Annotated in this window: 14 protein-coding genes; 9 read left to right on the top strand and 5 right to left on the bottom strand. The window is 43.2% G+C overall.

The window, feature by feature from the left end; genetic code table 11:
• Positions 1-324 precede the first annotated feature (324 nt).
• Genes SWOO_RS20045 through SWOO_RS20035 form a run of 3 tightly spaced genes read left to right on the top strand, consistent with a single transcriptional unit; the run spans position 325 to position 2516 of the window.
• Entirely contained in the window at positions 325-1503 is a 1179-nt protein-coding gene (locus tag SWOO_RS20045) for an RNA ligase RtcB family protein (protein ID WP_012326491.1), read from the top strand.
• Complete coding sequence (prfH, locus tag SWOO_RS20040) at positions 1500-2156, top strand: peptide chain release factor H (RefSeq protein WP_012326490.1); 657 nt, start codon at positions 1500-1502, stop codon at positions 2154-2156. The genes SWOO_RS20045 and prfH overlap by 4 nt, the downstream gene beginning before the upstream one ends.
• A gap of 30 nt (positions 2157-2186) precedes the next feature.
• On the top strand, positions 2187-2516 hold the full coding sequence (locus SWOO_RS20035; protein ID WP_012326489.1) for a low molecular weight protein tyrosine phosphatase family protein: 330 nt from the start codon (positions 2187-2189) through the stop codon (positions 2514-2516).
• 86 nt (positions 2517-2602) lie between these two features.
• On the opposite strand, the gene SWOO_RS20030 is transcribed toward SWOO_RS20035, so the two are convergent.
• Positions 2603-3520, bottom strand: coding sequence for a histone deacetylase family protein (locus SWOO_RS20030; RefSeq protein ID WP_012326488.1), 918 nt, complete (start codon positions 3518-3520; stop codon positions 2603-2605).
• A gap of 295 nt (positions 3521-3815) precedes the next feature.
• On the opposite strand from SWOO_RS20030, the gene SWOO_RS20025 reads away from it, so the two are divergent.
• From SWOO_RS20025 to SWOO_RS20005, 5 genes are all read left to right on the top strand, one after another.
• Positions 3816-4490 carry a penicillin-insensitive murein endopeptidase gene (locus SWOO_RS20025; RefSeq protein ID WP_012326487.1) on the top strand — a complete coding sequence of 225 codons (675 nt, stop codon included), beginning with the start codon at positions 3816-3818 and terminating at the stop codon, positions 4488-4490.
• A 68-nt stretch (positions 4491-4558) separates the two neighbouring features.
• Positions 4559-4846 carry a hypothetical protein gene (locus SWOO_RS20020; protein ID WP_012326486.1) on the top strand — a complete coding sequence of 96 codons (288 nt, stop codon included), beginning with the start codon at positions 4559-4561 and terminating at the stop codon, positions 4844-4846.
• A gap of 95 nt (positions 4847-4941) precedes the next feature.
• Positions 4942-5373, top strand: coding sequence for a hypothetical protein (locus SWOO_RS20015; protein WP_012326485.1), 432 nt, complete (start codon positions 4942-4944; stop codon positions 5371-5373).
• A gap of 90 nt (positions 5374-5463) precedes the next feature.
• Positions 5464-5871, top strand: coding sequence for a hypothetical protein (locus SWOO_RS20010; protein WP_012326484.1), 408 nt, complete (start codon positions 5464-5466; stop codon positions 5869-5871).
• Positions 5872-6105: 234 nt separating this feature from the next.
• Positions 6106-6624 carry a hypothetical protein gene (locus SWOO_RS20005; RefSeq protein WP_012326483.1) on the top strand — a complete coding sequence of 173 codons (519 nt, stop codon included), beginning with the start codon at positions 6106-6108 and terminating at the stop codon, positions 6622-6624.
• A gap of 428 nt (positions 6625-7052) precedes the next feature.
• On the opposite strand, the gene SWOO_RS20000 is transcribed toward SWOO_RS20005, so the two are convergent.
• Together SWOO_RS20000 and SWOO_RS19995 are read right to left on the bottom strand one after the other, a co-directional pair.
• Positions 7053-7796, bottom strand: coding sequence for a hypothetical protein (locus tag SWOO_RS20000; protein WP_012326482.1), 744 nt, complete (start codon positions 7794-7796; stop codon positions 7053-7055).
• A gap of 616 nt (positions 7797-8412) precedes the next feature.
• Positions 8413-8772, bottom strand: a complete 360-nt coding sequence (locus SWOO_RS19995; protein WP_041417807.1) for a TraR/DksA family transcriptional regulator — start codon at positions 8770-8772, stop codon at positions 8413-8415.
• Between the two features lie 683 nt (positions 8773-9455).
• Between SWOO_RS19995 and phnN the strand changes: the two genes are divergently transcribed.
• The gene (phnN, locus tag SWOO_RS19990; protein ID WP_012326480.1) at positions 9456-10022 is read left to right on the top strand and encodes a ribose 1,5-bisphosphokinase; all 567 of its coding nucleotides are present in this window, start codon (positions 9456-9458) and stop codon (positions 10020-10022) included.
• A gap of 69 nt (positions 10023-10091) precedes the next feature.
• Here phnN and SWOO_RS19985 read toward each other — a convergent pair whose 3' ends face one another.
• Positions 10092-13331 carry a S41 family peptidase gene (locus tag SWOO_RS19985; protein ID WP_012326479.1) on the bottom strand — a complete coding sequence of 1080 codons (3240 nt, stop codon included), beginning with the start codon at positions 13329-13331 and terminating at the stop codon, positions 10092-10094.
• 226 nt (positions 13332-13557) lie between these two features.
• Positions 13558-14520, bottom strand: a complete 963-nt coding sequence (gene ygfZ / locus SWOO_RS19980; protein ID WP_012326478.1) for a tRNA-modifying protein YgfZ — start codon at positions 14518-14520, stop codon at positions 13558-13560.
• Positions 14521-14563 lie beyond the last annotated feature (43 nt).

The following is a 14563-nucleotide window of genomic DNA, read 5'->3' as shown; positions in this document are numbered from 1 at the left end:
CATGAAAAAGATCTCGAACTTCAATTATCTATTGCTTTGTGTTTATGGTTTGATTACTATGCGCTCGTCCAATTATTCACCAGTTCATTTCGACTCGGTGAGTTTATCAACTAACTGTAAAGGAGAAAATTATGACAATCACATCAACATCCTTTGCAGGTCTTATCCGATAATAGGTTTACTCGCTTAGTTATTTCTTTTTTTTTAAGAAAGCCTTAGCTTACTGACCTTGTTCTGTGGTTCATTTCGTTAGAAAGCCTGACCTGCCAATACGTATTACGTTTTAAATCCTCATTTTCTGTTAAAGAGAAAGGAATTGGTATTATGGGCAAATCCGTCCAAAAAATTACTGAAAACGTTAGCCTTATTGCATCTGCTGATACGTGGATTGAAGGGCTAGCGATACAACAACTAATCAAAACATCTGAATTAAGTGGTATGCACCGTGTTGCGGGGATGCCTGACTTGCATCCAGGCAGAGGCTATCCAATAGGTGCAGCCTTTTTTACAACTAATAGGGTTTACCCTGCACTTGTGGGTAATGATATTGGTTGCGGTATGTCTTTTTGGCAAACGTCAGCCAAAGTATCCAAGGTTAGCTTAGACAAATTTGCTAAGAAGTTTGAGCATGTTGAGGAGTCATTGGATGACAGCTGGTCCGAAACGATTGCGAGTCGTAAATGTGCAAAAGGTATAACGACTGATAGTTATGATCGTGCGTTAGGCACCATAGGGGGAGGTAACCACTTTGCGGAGTTTCAAGCCATTGACGAGGTTTATGATCAGGCTGCACTTGAATACTTAGGATTAAATAAGAGGCAGTTACAACTTCTTGTTCATTCAGGCTCAAGAGGCTTAGGTCAATCAATCTTGGTTGAGCACATCTCAAAACATAATCATAACGGCTTACTTGTTGAAGGGGCCGACGTTGGTGACAGTTTTCAAGACTACATAAGAAAACATGATGAAGCTGTGCGGTGGGCTGAGTTAAATCGTGAACTGATAGCTTTGCGTTTTTTAGATTCGATCAGAGCAAAGGGAGATTGTGTTCTAGATATTAATCACAACCTAGTTTCGGCTCAAAATATAGATGGCCGTGAAGGTTGGCTTCATAGAAAAGGCGCAACACCAAGTGACAAAGGCTATGTCGTTATTCCCGGATCACGTGGTGATTACAGCTATCTTGTAAAACCATTATGCAGTAACGGTGATGCTCTCAAAGTCAGTCTGTTCTCATTAGCTCATGGCGCTGGAAGAAAATGGAAACGTGGCGAGTGCCATGGGCGGCTGGGTCATAAATATAAGCGTGAAGATCTCTATCGAACAGCACTTGGAAGTCGAGTAGTTTGTGGCAATAAAGAGCTCTTGTATGACGAAGCGCCACAGGCGTACAAAAAGTGTGAAACTGTTATTAAGGATATGGTCGATGCGGGGTTGATTGAGTTGGTGGCAAAACTACGACCTGTTTTAACCTTTAAAACAAATGGAGATTGTTCATCATGATTTTATTGCAACTGTCTGCTGGTCAAGGCCCTGCTGCGTGCTGTAAAGCGATTGGTTTAGCGTTGAAGGAGATTGAGAAGCAGTGCAGAGAAAAAGGTGTTGCTTTTGACCTTATTGAAGCGATTGAAACAAAGGAGCGATTTTGCTTTAAGTCCGTGCTGCTTCAGCTTGAGTCAAAGCAGTCAGTGTTGGGGGAAGATGACTTAGCTAAACAGCTAGCTAAGTCATGGCAAGGAGCAATGTTGTGGATCTGTCAAAGCCCCTTTCAGCTTGAAAAGAATAGAGTTAAAAATAAGCGAAAGAACTGGTTTTTCAGTGGGCAGATGTATGAGTTTAATGAAACTGAATTAGACAAAGAGGTTAGCTTTCAAACATGCAGAGCGTCAGGCGCAGGTGGGCAGCATGTTAACACCACGGATTCTGCCGTGCGTGCGATTCATGTTGCAACTGGTATTTCAGTAAGAGTTGAGAGTGAAAGGAGCCAGCATGCAAATAAACGTCTTGCCCGTGCTTTGCTATTCCAAAAGCTTGAGTCGACCAAGGTTGAACAGATGTCATTGCAAGAAAAAGCCCGTTGGCAGCAGCATTGGGAAGTTGAGCGTGGTAACCCAGTTAAAACATTTAAAGGAGAAAAATTCACCCTTGTTAATTGATGTTATTAGGGACTAATTAAGGATGATGAGATGAAAAATGTACTATTTATATGTAGCCGAAATCAGTGGAGAAGCCCGACCGGTGAACAGGTTTGGAAGAACCAAGCAGCATTATCGGTTAGGTCTGCTGGCACGAGTCCTAAAGCTAGAAGAACTGTTAATGCGAGCGATGTTCAATGGGCTGATCTGATTTTTGTTATGGAGGAAAAACATAAAAGCCGGATGAAGGCGCAGTTTACTAGATTACTAGCCCATAAAGATATTCAAGTGCTTGATATTCCAGATGAATATCAATACATGGATACTGAGTTGGTGGAAATATTTAAACAAAGCGTTGGCAGTTATCTTGAGTTGAGCTAAATAAAAAAGGGCTGGAGAGTAAGTTTGTAAGTCCACTCTTTACTCTCTTTTGCCCTCTTTGAGTGTGTCTCTTTATGGTGAACTTTTTAGCCTAAATCAAAAGCGGCTTGAATTAATTGAAAATGTATCGGGACGAGTGCACTTTGCTCTGTGCGGTAACCGCCACCGACAACAGCGGCCACAGGAATGCCTCGCTGCTTCATGGTGTCGAACAGAAAGTGGTCTCTCTGGTAGATGGCTTGAGTCGAAATATTGAGGTATCCCAGCTCATCGTCTTGATGTATATCGACACCTGCATCATAGATAATAAGATCCGGCTGGTGCAGGTTAACCGCCATCTCAACCACCTGCTTAAACGTGGCAAGAAAGCTGTCATCGTCAGTGCCGCGGGTTAAAGGCAGATCGAGATCGGAGTCAGGCTTACGGGCCGGGAAGTTTTTATCACAGTGAAAGGAGAGGGTGATGATATCATCTCGTTCTTGGCATAAGGTTGCGGTTCCATCGCCCTGATGCACGTCACTGTCGATGATCAAGACCTTGTCGATATTCTCTCTTTGCAGTCCAAAGTGAGCCGCTAACACCAGGTCGTTGAGCAGGCAAAAACCGCTGCCAAAATCTTTATGTGCATGGTGATACCCGCCACTTAAGTGAATCGCAACTCCATGCTCAATCGCTTTTATCGCCGCTAATACTGTGCCAGCTGCTGAGGTGAGCGTGCGCTGCATCAGCTCCTCACTCCAGGGGAACCCGATACGACGCATCTTATTAGCCGCAAGTGTCCCAGTCATTAACTGCTCAACATATTCATCACCATGAACCTGCTTAACTTCATCAGCTGTTAGTGCTTTAGGGCTGAAAAATGCCAGCCTTTGCTGCCAGTTACTGTCCGTTTCACTCTTTTTAATTATGAAGTCATAAAGATACTGATACTTCATTATTGGGTATCTATGCCCTTCAGGTAGCGAGAGATGAGAGTACATCGGATGATAAATCAGTGGCAGCATAATGGGGATTAGCGGTGAACAGTGGCAAGATAATAACAGTTTTATCAGGTCAGTTTAAATAAGTGGCTTTAAACATAGGTCGGGCTTCGCCCTGCTAGGACGCTACGCTGCGAGTTAAAAGAGCAAGACAATGGGAAAGGTTTACGAGCGCGTTGTTTACGGAATAGCCTTGCGGCTACTGGTTGCGAAAGAATATGGTGTTAAGGTAAGTTGGTGGGTGACTAATATAGACAAAGATATGGCTGTCTCGTTTCCATCAAACGATTATTAGCCTTTTAAAGGGCGTTAGTATTCTATGAATATGAAGTATTTTCTATTAATACTATTATGGTTTCCGCTGATGGTTATGGCAGAGACTAGCACTTGCTTCGGCACGACCTCTAAAGGTCGTCTGGTAAACGGTGTCGAGCTTCCGAGCCAAGGAGTCAATTACGTCGGCTACAGCGCTATAGCTAGATTGGCGGGTAGAACGTATGTTCATTCTGAAGTTAAAAGCATTATAGTTTCTGCTTATAAAGATCTTGAGAAAGAGCAGCCAACTAAGGTCTATAAATACGCAGAAACTGGATTCGAGGAAGGCGGCCAGTTCAAACCTCATAAAACTCATAGAAATGGTCTTTCTGTTGATTTCATGACGCCAGTGATTGATCCGTCAGGGAAATCAGTTCACTTACCTACCAGCCCTTTGAATAAGTTTGGCTACAATATAGAGTTCGATGAAAAAGATACATATGATGGGATGAGCATAGATTATGAGGCAATTGCAGCTCATGTTGTCTCACTGCATAAACAAGCCAAGAAACATGGCCATGATTTATGGCGTGTTATCTTTGCTCCAGAGCTACAGCCTAACTTGTATAAAACAAAGTATGCTGACTATCTCAGAAATAATATTCAATTTTCCAAAAAACGCTCTTGGGTAAGGCACGATGAACATTATCATGTTGATTTTGCGATACCGTGCGAATAACAGTGCTAAAGGTATAATTGGTAAAATCCCAAAAGCACTCTACATATAACTCTAGGTTTTAATAAATAATGAATAACATCGAACTTTCAGAGTCTGGAAACAAGTTAGCTGAAGAGATTGATAGGTTAGCTTGTGATTATCACATTAAATCCGATCAGCATGAGATATTGAAATGGGAGGCTTCCATTCTATGGGCTAAGTCTAAAGATTTAATTGAAGACTGTGGTTTGTTAGAAACTCTCAAAGATTCGACTCTTCTAAGCAAGTGGGGATCTTATTTAGTTAAAGAAATTCCAGAAGTCGCGATTAAAGTTGAAGAGTTTCATCAGCATTACAATCGCATCAAAAGCAGATAAAAAGCTAACCAATAAAGATAAAAACCAGCTATTTTCGTTTTCAAAAATTTTACCATTATTACGGCTTTAGGCCACATCGTCATTGGAGCCAATACATGCAATCAGGTAAAGCTATTACATTGAAGTATCTGTACGACCATATCGAAGATTCGGTGCTTATATTTAGTTGTGAAAAGTGCTCTGTCTACTTAGTGGCAGATGAAAAGCAATATGCTGATTCATTAGTCAAATTAGAGTTTAAGGGCGTACAGTGTGTTCGAAGCGTAAGGACAGATTGCAGTCCAGTTGTAGGCATTTATCCGAAGGAGTTTGGAGTAAGTTATTTTGTAGAGCTAACAGAATCAAAATGGCCTGTAGAAGCTCATCAGTTGTATGTTTACGCAGACGCATCAATTGAGCCAAGAGGTCGCCATTTTGTCGTTAGCAATCATGATATTTTCCATGAAATACTAGCAGAGTCATTCACTGAAACTATTATTCAGCCAGATGACAATGAGTACGATGTTGTTAAGTCTCAACTTTCTTAGTTTGGTTAGTCAGCGTTTAATAAGTTTTGCCAAAAGGAGGCTCCAGAGGGCGCTATTTTTACAAAAATGTTATAGGACAAGGGAAGCTCCGTGATAGCCATAGATAAGTTCACTATTCAACAGCATGAAGAAAAGTACGAAGAGAGACCTTTGAAGTCTTTACTCTACTTTGATGGAAAAGATCTTAATTTAAAAGTGTCAGGCTTGGTGATAGAAAAACAATTTGAGCTTCCTGATTACTTTCTTTTACTGATAAATTGGGATTGTCCGTTCGAAGAGGGTTGTGAGATTGTCGTCTTAAACAAAAGCTTAAAAATTGTTGCTAGTCATAGTTTTACCCCTTTTTATAATAGTTATTTACTAAGTAGTATTAACGAGCAATCTCAAAATCATTATCAATTAGTATTTAATGGATCTGATTGCTTTGAACTTACAATCGATTACCCAAAGCAAAGTTTATTCAGTAAGGTTGTTAAAGTTAGTAAATCCACTCTTTAATCAATAGAGAAGGGCGGACTTCGTCCTACTCGGACGTCTCATTCGAGTACAGAACGCCTTGCTTACGGAATAGCCTGCGGCTACTGGTCAACGGAAGAAGATGGAGGTAAGGTAAGTTTTGCTTCACAGGATAGACAAAGATATGGCTGTCCCGTTTTATTTCTGGACAGCTTTTTCGTGGTTTCTCTACTTGAAAACTGCTGCTGTTGGCAGCGTTAGGTATAAGGAAATAATTTGAGATTTATAGTCATTTGTATTGCATTAATTGTAACTTTTGGAGCTCATGCTAGTGACTTTGACAAGATTGTCAAAAACTATACTGCAGCCGTAAATAGTAATGATTTTGAACTGGTTGCGGAGCTATTGCACCCCAATGAACTCGATTTGTTAAAAGAGAAGGTAGACGGTTCACTTCAAAGCTCAAATAAAAGCTCGGCTGATAAAGGGTTGCTCCGATTGCTGGGCGTTGACTCTCGCCAACAAGCGTTCAAGTTAACCCCCAAAGATGTTTATATTAGGATTTGCAATAATCTTATGGCTAGATATCCAAATGAAGCTCTCGAGATAGCTATCGCTTCCAGTATCTATCTTGGGGAGGAGAGGCATGACGATATCGTCGTCGTAACATACAAAATGACCTATAACACTGGAGATGAGCCTGTTACCCGTATTGTCCAACATAGGTTAAAAGAGTACAAAGATAGTTGGCGTTTCTTGCTTACACCAGAAACTTTAGCGTATTTTGGACTATAGCTATGTAAAGCATTTAAGTCTGATCACTAAATTGAACTGGTTTTAGTTTAAATGTTTATTTAACAGTGGCAAAAGATATGGCTGTCCCGTTTTTATTTCCTCTGTGGTGAATTGATTTTTAGCTGAGAAGGGCGGGTTTCGCCCTGCTAGGACGGCACTAGGTGCCTGCGAGTACGTTCGCAGGCTCACTGCTAGGACGCTACGCTGCGAGTTAAAAGAGCAAGGCAGGACTGAGTAGATTTTTGCTTTTGATCTTCTCCGTGGTCTTCGTGTTCAACAACGTCCCTGTTTAACGGCTAGTTCGGCTCCTGCCTCTCGCTCATTGGCACATGGCTTTGCTATATTCGCTGTGGTGAGTGGCTTTTTAGTTGATATGGACGGAGTTGTTTTTTGTCTCTTTTCTTGAGCGAAATTGAGAGGGGGGGCTTTTATGTTGAATTTGATAGTTCGATTATGAACTTCCCAAGTGCGACCAACAACCCAATAAATACTCCTAGGTGTGCAAAAATTGTTTTTCTTTCCGAACTTAATTCAAATAGGTGACTTGTGGTTTTCTTAAAGACTCTAAAGCTAAATAAGAGAGAGAAAAGCGCTATAATAAAAGCTAAGTAACAGAATAATGGAATCAGAAACAGTGACAAGATACCAATTAAAAGTGCCATTGAAACATAATCTCCTTCAGTTTCTACAAAGTAAAGTGCTATTTCAGGGGCGAAACCTATAAATAAATAGCTAGTAATTGATAGCATTGTAATACCTATGTAGAAAAATCCTTTTAAAAATATAAACTGTAATGCTTTGATGGCTAAATAATAAATCAGGCTACTAATCCCAACTAGTAGTATTAGTAAAGTATCAAAAAAGTCAATTGATTCAAATGTTCTCATTTGTAATAATTCAAGAACAACTCCATTAACAATCAATGTGGTTGCAAAATATGAAAACAAAAAAACACTAATATAAAGGAAAATATTTGCATATCTAGATGAGTGTTTAAAAAATGGGGTTGCCAAATCAGGTATGTTCAAGTTATCAAAGAAAATATACCATGTTGCTGCTTTATCATTTAACCATTTTACTTGTCGATTCAATAACAAACTATCAATGGCCGCAAAAATAATGGCAATGACAGTGCCTATAGCAACAGCAACTCCCAATTCGCTTAAGAACATTTTATATCCTTTTCATATTTAGTAGTTATGAGACTACAACGATGGTCACATATTTTTCAATACTGAGTTGATTAATGACCTAAAAACAAAAGACCAAAAGACTAAAAGGCAGGACTGCCATATTTTTGTCTTGTGAGTTATCCCTTACAGATAGAAAAGATAGATCCCCTAACTACTCCAAACAGCGCCTAAAGCTACAACAACTCCCCGTTGGAAGTTACCGAAGGGCGTTGGAATTAATTACGTGAAGTCGACATGGATGTCGGATTAGATTCCGGGGTGCAGGATGCACCATTGGAAGCGTTAGTAAATTTGAAATGGAATACGAGGAAGGCAACTTCGTCGGGGCGGCAAGGGGAGATGCAAGGCGAGTAGTTACCTTTGGTAACTGAGTTTATGAGCGAGAGACTAAGGATGTCGAACTGGCCTTTGTGCATGGATGCATTTGGATAGACTGCAGTCCTTCTTGCCCTGCTCTTTATTACGAGAAGGGAATGGAATTCCACGACGTTAATCCAAACGAAGTTTGGAAAAACTAATTTAGAGCGAAGAAGCTGAAAACAACGGTAATGTTCAAATTACAAATTAATCCAAAAACGAGATACCAGAGAACTATCTAACAGTTCTCAGCCTCACTTTGACACCCAATACACATCTCAGCTGTAGGGTGTATCGTCAATCTACCCAAACCAATTGGTTCGCCACATTCAAGGCAAAAACCATACTCATCAGTATCGAGGAAGATCTGCTTAATCCGCACTATATGTTGTTGCATTAACACTTCACTGGCTTGAGCCATCTCCTGCTGCTGAATGGCATCAATACGAGAAACCCGACCAACAGCTTGTTGATCTAATATCACAGGTGCACCACGTGAATGAGCGAGCTCAAGTTGCTGCTCTAATTCATTGAGCTCCTGCTTTAACTTGGTTAGCAGTTGCGCTCTTTCGTCGCTGCTAAGTGGGGCTTGTTTCAAAGCGTTCTGCCGTAGGTTGGGGTGGGTAACTCTCAAGCTAGCCTGATTAGCAGAGGCTGTAAAGCGAGGCCTTAGAGCTATGAGCGCAATCGTTCTATGGTTAAGGCTCTCTTATGAAAGATGGAATAGCTAAAACTCTCAGTTATTCCAAACACCGTTGCAGATTAAAACTACTCCCCGTTGGAAGTTGTCGAAATACGTAAATGAAAATGCCGTATATCCATCATGGATGATGGATAAGGCTTGGAGCTACATGGATGTAGCATCTAAGCCGTTAGGTATTTTTGTTGGAGTATGAGACCTGTACCTAATGCATGTAACTTCGTCGGGGCGGCAAGGGGTGATGCAAGGCGAGTAGTTACCTTTGGTAACTGAGTTTATGAGCGAGAGACTAAGGATGTCGAACTGGCCTTTGTGCATGGATGCATTTGGATAGACTGCAGTCCTCCTTGCCCTGCTCTTTATTACGAGAAGGGAATGGAATTCCACGACTTAGTTGTTAGACGAAGTCTAACTATAAAGATTCAAGTTGCGAAGCAAGATGCTCAAGCTAGCCTGATAATCTGATACTGTAAAGTTCTGAGTAGTTCGCAGTTTTAGTTTTGCTGATATGCTATTTTTTGAGCGGTTACTATGGTTTTCAAATTTAATAGCCCGAAGATGATGGGGATATTAGGAGAGATATGGGCAGGTTATTCTATGTGATTGGGCCATCGGGTTCTGGAAAGGACACCTTTATTCAGGCTGTTAGAGAGACATGGCCTGACTCTATTTTGTATGCTCATCGCTATATTACTCGCTGCGCGACAGCGGGCGGAGAGAACCATATTGAGTTGTCTCAGCGGGAGTTTCTTTACCGTAAGCAGAAGGGGCTTTTTTCGATTGATTGGCAGGCACATCAACATCACTATGCCTTGGGAGCCGAGATCGATACCTGGCTCAATTTAGGTCTAGATGTGGTGCTTAATGGCTCAAGAGAGTACTTAGGCAAGATGCAGGATAAGTTTGCCGATAGGCTTTTCCCTGTGCTGATGCAGGTTGATGATATCACCTTAGCCGAGCGTTTACGTATGCGGGGCAGGGAGAGTGAAGCGCAGATCATCAAGCGGCTGGCCAGAGCACAAGCTCACCCTTTGTCGTTACCTGAGCGGTCTATCACCATAGATAACAGCGGCAGCCTTGAGGCCTCGTTAACTCAATTTTCCAATTATTATCAAAGATTAATAAGAGACTCTATTCCAGCTGAGTAACACTTTTACAAGCATAAAAAAGGCGCCCTAGGCGCCTTTTTTAATCCATCAATCATCGATAGTTAGCCATTAGCGTCCTAACTCTGTTGGGAACGCCGGTGGCGTATCGTGGCGCACAGGTTTAAAGCTTTTCAGCTGTTGCTGAACCTCTTTAATGGCGCGATCTAGTTGTGGATCTTGCCCCTTATTGACGGCGACAGGATCTAGTTCCACTTCGATATCAGGTGCGACACCTTCGTTTTCAACACGCCACTCATGATCTGGGGTGAAGAAGCGGAAGTTGGGCACTGTTACGCGGCCGCCATCGATAAAGTCGCGGTTAGCCGAGATCCCAATCAGGCCGCCCCAAGTGGTTTTACCCACTAAGGTGCCTAGCTCTAATCGTTTAAACGCATAAGGTAAGAAGTCTCCTCCAGAGCCCGCATCTTGGTCAATCAGCATTACTTTAGGGCCATAAATTGCGCCTGCTGGTGTGTCATAAACCATGTCACCTGAGCGGTACTTCCAACCTGACAAGTACTGACGATTTAATACATCGATAATATAGTTAGCCGCTTGACCGCCACCGTTACTACGCTCATCTAAAATGACTCCTTTGCGATCAACTTGTGCGAAGAACATGCGGTTAAATGAGGTGTAACCTGCGGTGGTGGTATTGGGCAGGTAGACATAGCCCACCTTACCACCTGTTGCTTTGGTGACATAGTTGCGGTTGTCTTCAATCCAGTGCCAATGGCGCAGATCAAACTCTGATTTAATCGGCTCTACCACAAGAGTATGGGCTTTTTTGGCTTTGCCATTTGGGCTCACAGTTAGGCGTACCTGTTTATCTACCTTGCCTACAAACAGTGAGTAGAGGTTGATTGAAGCATCAAGGGGCTGTCCATCCACCTCAAGAATGTAGTCGCCAACGCTGACCTTATTACCAGGCACTGCTAATGGCGCTTTAAGATGTGGGTTCCACGCTTCTCCTGTGTAGATGTTTTTGATGCGGTACAGGCCGTTTTTGACCTCAAAATCAGCGCCCAATAGTCCGACTTTCATGGTCTCTTCACGGTGAACATCACCGCCGATAATGTAGTTATGGCCAACCTGCATCTCAGAGATCATCTCACGCATTAAGTTATTGAGATCTTCACGGCGACCAACATGCTTAAACAGTGGTTGGTATTTGTCGTACACTCCCTGCCAATCAAGCCCGTGCATCTTAGGGTCGTAGAAGTAATCACGCTCATTGCGCCATGCTTCATCGAAGATCTGTGCCCACTCTTGGGTTGGATTAATACGCGCTTTAACATCTGCGGTATTGAGTGGGGTGACTTCCACCTTCTCTGCAACTGTGGCGGTAGAGAGTGCATTCCCTTCACCGACCAGCAATAGCTGTTTACCATCTGCTGAGACTGTGACTGACTCAATCTTCTCGGCAACCTTGTCGACTTTGCGCTCCTCAAAATTGAAACGCTTTAGCTGTGAGCTGCGTAGTGGCTTACCATCAAGTTCGATACTTGAGCCAATCTGTACTCCCTCAATGAAGTAGAGGTTATTGTCGTCAGTAGCCGTTAATCCCCAGTAATTACGCTGCGGGACTGGCAGAGCGACAATTCGTTTTGAGAGGCCTTTGATATCTATGCTTGGTAGTGAGTCATCCGCTTCCTCCTCATCTTTATCTTGGCTGCCATTAACGCTGCGATAGGCCTCATCGGCCAGCTTAGGCATAAGGGGAGATTGACCATCTTGCTGCAATACTGCGGCATATAACCCATAGCGCTGTGGGCGCTCTTGGCTTGATAGGTCTAATCCAAATGCCGTTAATCCCTTGTTGGTTGAGGAGGCAAAGTAGAGGTATTGACCATCTGGGCTAAATACTGGCTCTGCGTTGTCACTCATGCCATCAGTGATTTTATGGTGAGACTTATCTTTAATATTGTAGAGATACAGATCGCGCAGATAGTTAGTGTTATTGCGGGTATAGGCTAACCATTTGCTGTCTGGGGAGCTCACGACATCATAGGAGGTCATGGCGATATTCTTCATGACCTTGGTTTTCTTGCCTGACTTGAGTTCGATTAACCATAGAGCCATATTGGAGTCACCAAAGACGATATGTTTACCGTCTGGCATCCAGCTAAATAGATAGAAATCGGCGGTATGTTTGCCTAAATCTAAAGTTTTCTGTACCTCTCCAAATTGATCCGCCAACACCAAGCGGTAATCGCCACCTTTATCAGTGATATAGGCTATCTGTTCACCCAGTGGTGACCACAGAGCATCGCGCTCATTTTGACCCGATGTGTTGGTGAGGTTGTAGGTACTGCCATCTTTCACCGGAACGCTAAAGACTTCGCCTCGTGCACTTAACAGCACCTGTTTGCCCGTTGCTGAGATCTGGCTACTGGAGAGCGAGGGCATCGCATCTTTGAACTGGGTACGGCGCTGAGGCAAGTCCACTTTTATATCGATATTAAGTTGCTTGCTGTTACCTGTTAATGTATCGAGTAGAAATATCGCGCCACCTTTTTCAAAAACAATGTCGCTGCCAAATGCGTTGGCATTGGCAACATCCCATTGGTTGAAGTGGGTTACTTGCTCGACCTGACCCTGTTTAAAGCTGTAGATATTTTTATGTTTGCTGCGATCTGAGATGAAGTAAATATCTTCGCCTACCCACATAGGTGAACTATCAGAGAAGTTGCCATGGGGAACCTCTACATAGCTGTTCTTATTAAGGTCATAGATCCACACCGGTGGTGTTGTACCACCTCGGTGATTACGCCAACCATTCTTACCACCATGGGCTAAACGCTCTGGGTTGTAGGCTAGCTTAGAGCCATCGGCATTCATTTTGCCATCAGAGACCACTGCTTCCATCACTTTTGTAGGGAAGCCGCCCTGTATTGCCACACTAAATAGCTGTCCGGTACGATTGTGTGCAATATCTCGGCGTGAGGTAAACAGCACGCTCTTGCCATCAGGTGACCAGCCTCTGACTTCATCTGTGCCTGGGTGCCAGGTGAGCCGCTTAGGCTGACCGCCAGTCGCTGGCACTATGTAGACGTCATTATTGCCTTCATAATCGGCAGTAAAGGCGATCCATTGGCCATCAGGTGACAGATGAGGGGCGTATTCGTTGGCGGCATGGGAGGTGATGCGTGTGACCTGCTGTCCCTGCTTGTTTGACACATAGATGTCGCCTGCATAAACAAAGGCTATCTTATTTTGGGCGATACTGGGTTCTTGTAGGAGTAAGGTTTCTGCTTGAACGCTGCTAGCCAGAATACACAATGCAGCTAAGGTGAGTTTTGTTTTCATTATTTTTATTCCTGGGTGATGTCGCTCTATCTTTTTTGCTAACTTTTTTAAGTGGTCTTTTGATGCCATCAAACTCAATGAATGTCAATGAAACTAAAGTGTTTAACTAGTTAGTAGATGTTTCTGCTGAGTTGTTTTAAGCCGATAAAAAAGGCGCTCTAGGCGCCTTTATTTTTGAAACGATACTTAACTCGCAACTCGCAACTCGCAACTCGCAGTTTATAACCTAAGCTTCATCTTCTAGTGAGTAGGGCAGTGGCTGAATAGTTAGGCTTGAGGTCTCATCGTCGGCAACTCTTAACTTGGCGCTGTTTTCCGTGTCATTAGGTAGGACAGCACTAAGCAGTACCTGATCGCCTGATTGCACTAGCTCGATAATGGTACCGACCTTTTTAAAGCCATCTTCGATGGCAAGCTCCAATCGGCTGTCTAGCGCTAAGGTTTGTGAGCTGGTGCCTGAGAGAATATAGAGGGCGCGCTTATTGCCGCCACGGTATTTCATGCGTGCGATGGTCTCTTGGCCCATGTAGCAACCTTTTTTGAAGCTGATACCGTTAATTGCTTGTACATTACACATCTGCGGCACAAATTGACCTTGATGTGAGACGCCTAGGTTAGGCAGGCCAGCTTGGATCTCCAATGCTTGCCATGCACTACTTTCTTGGATTGGCGTATTGATTGAGCTTAATAGTGGCTCAGAAGGGGCATTCTCTATAATGATAATAAAGCGTTCGCCATCTTTAAGCAGTACACCGCCTGGGATCTCAGTTAACTCTTGGGTGATCTCACCAAAGTAGTTATTTACCCACTCCTGTGCCTGCTCTCCAGCTACGCCTAAGATGGTCCAGTCTGCAGATACATCAACAAGGTCAGCCTTGCTGAACACGGCGTATTTAGCCAGTTGTGGTAGATCTGCCGCCAAGGTATCTTTTGGCATCATCATAAAGAGGGCATCTGCAACCGAGAAGGTTCTGAAACTGGCCAGCATCTTTCCTTTAGGATCGCAGTGAGCACCCCATCTCCATTGGTTGCTCTCAAGTGAGCTGATATCTGTGGTGACCTGCCCGTGAATGAAGCTACGGCCTTGCTCGCCAGTCACACTCATCAATCCCATATGAGACAGGTTAGCAAAGATAAGTTGAGCGGATTCACTCGGATTCCAAGCGAGCTGAGAAACAGACTGGGTCATATTGTTATCCAAAAAAGGGGCTTATGTGAGTAGGATTGTAACG

Origin of the sequence: Shewanella woodyi ATCC 51908 (assembly GCF_000019525.1) — a bacterium.
Classification (GTDB): domain Bacteria; phylum Pseudomonadota; class Gammaproteobacteria; order Enterobacterales; family Shewanellaceae; genus Shewanella; species Shewanella woodyi.
This window is presented reverse-complemented; position numbering and strand designations above follow the sequence as displayed.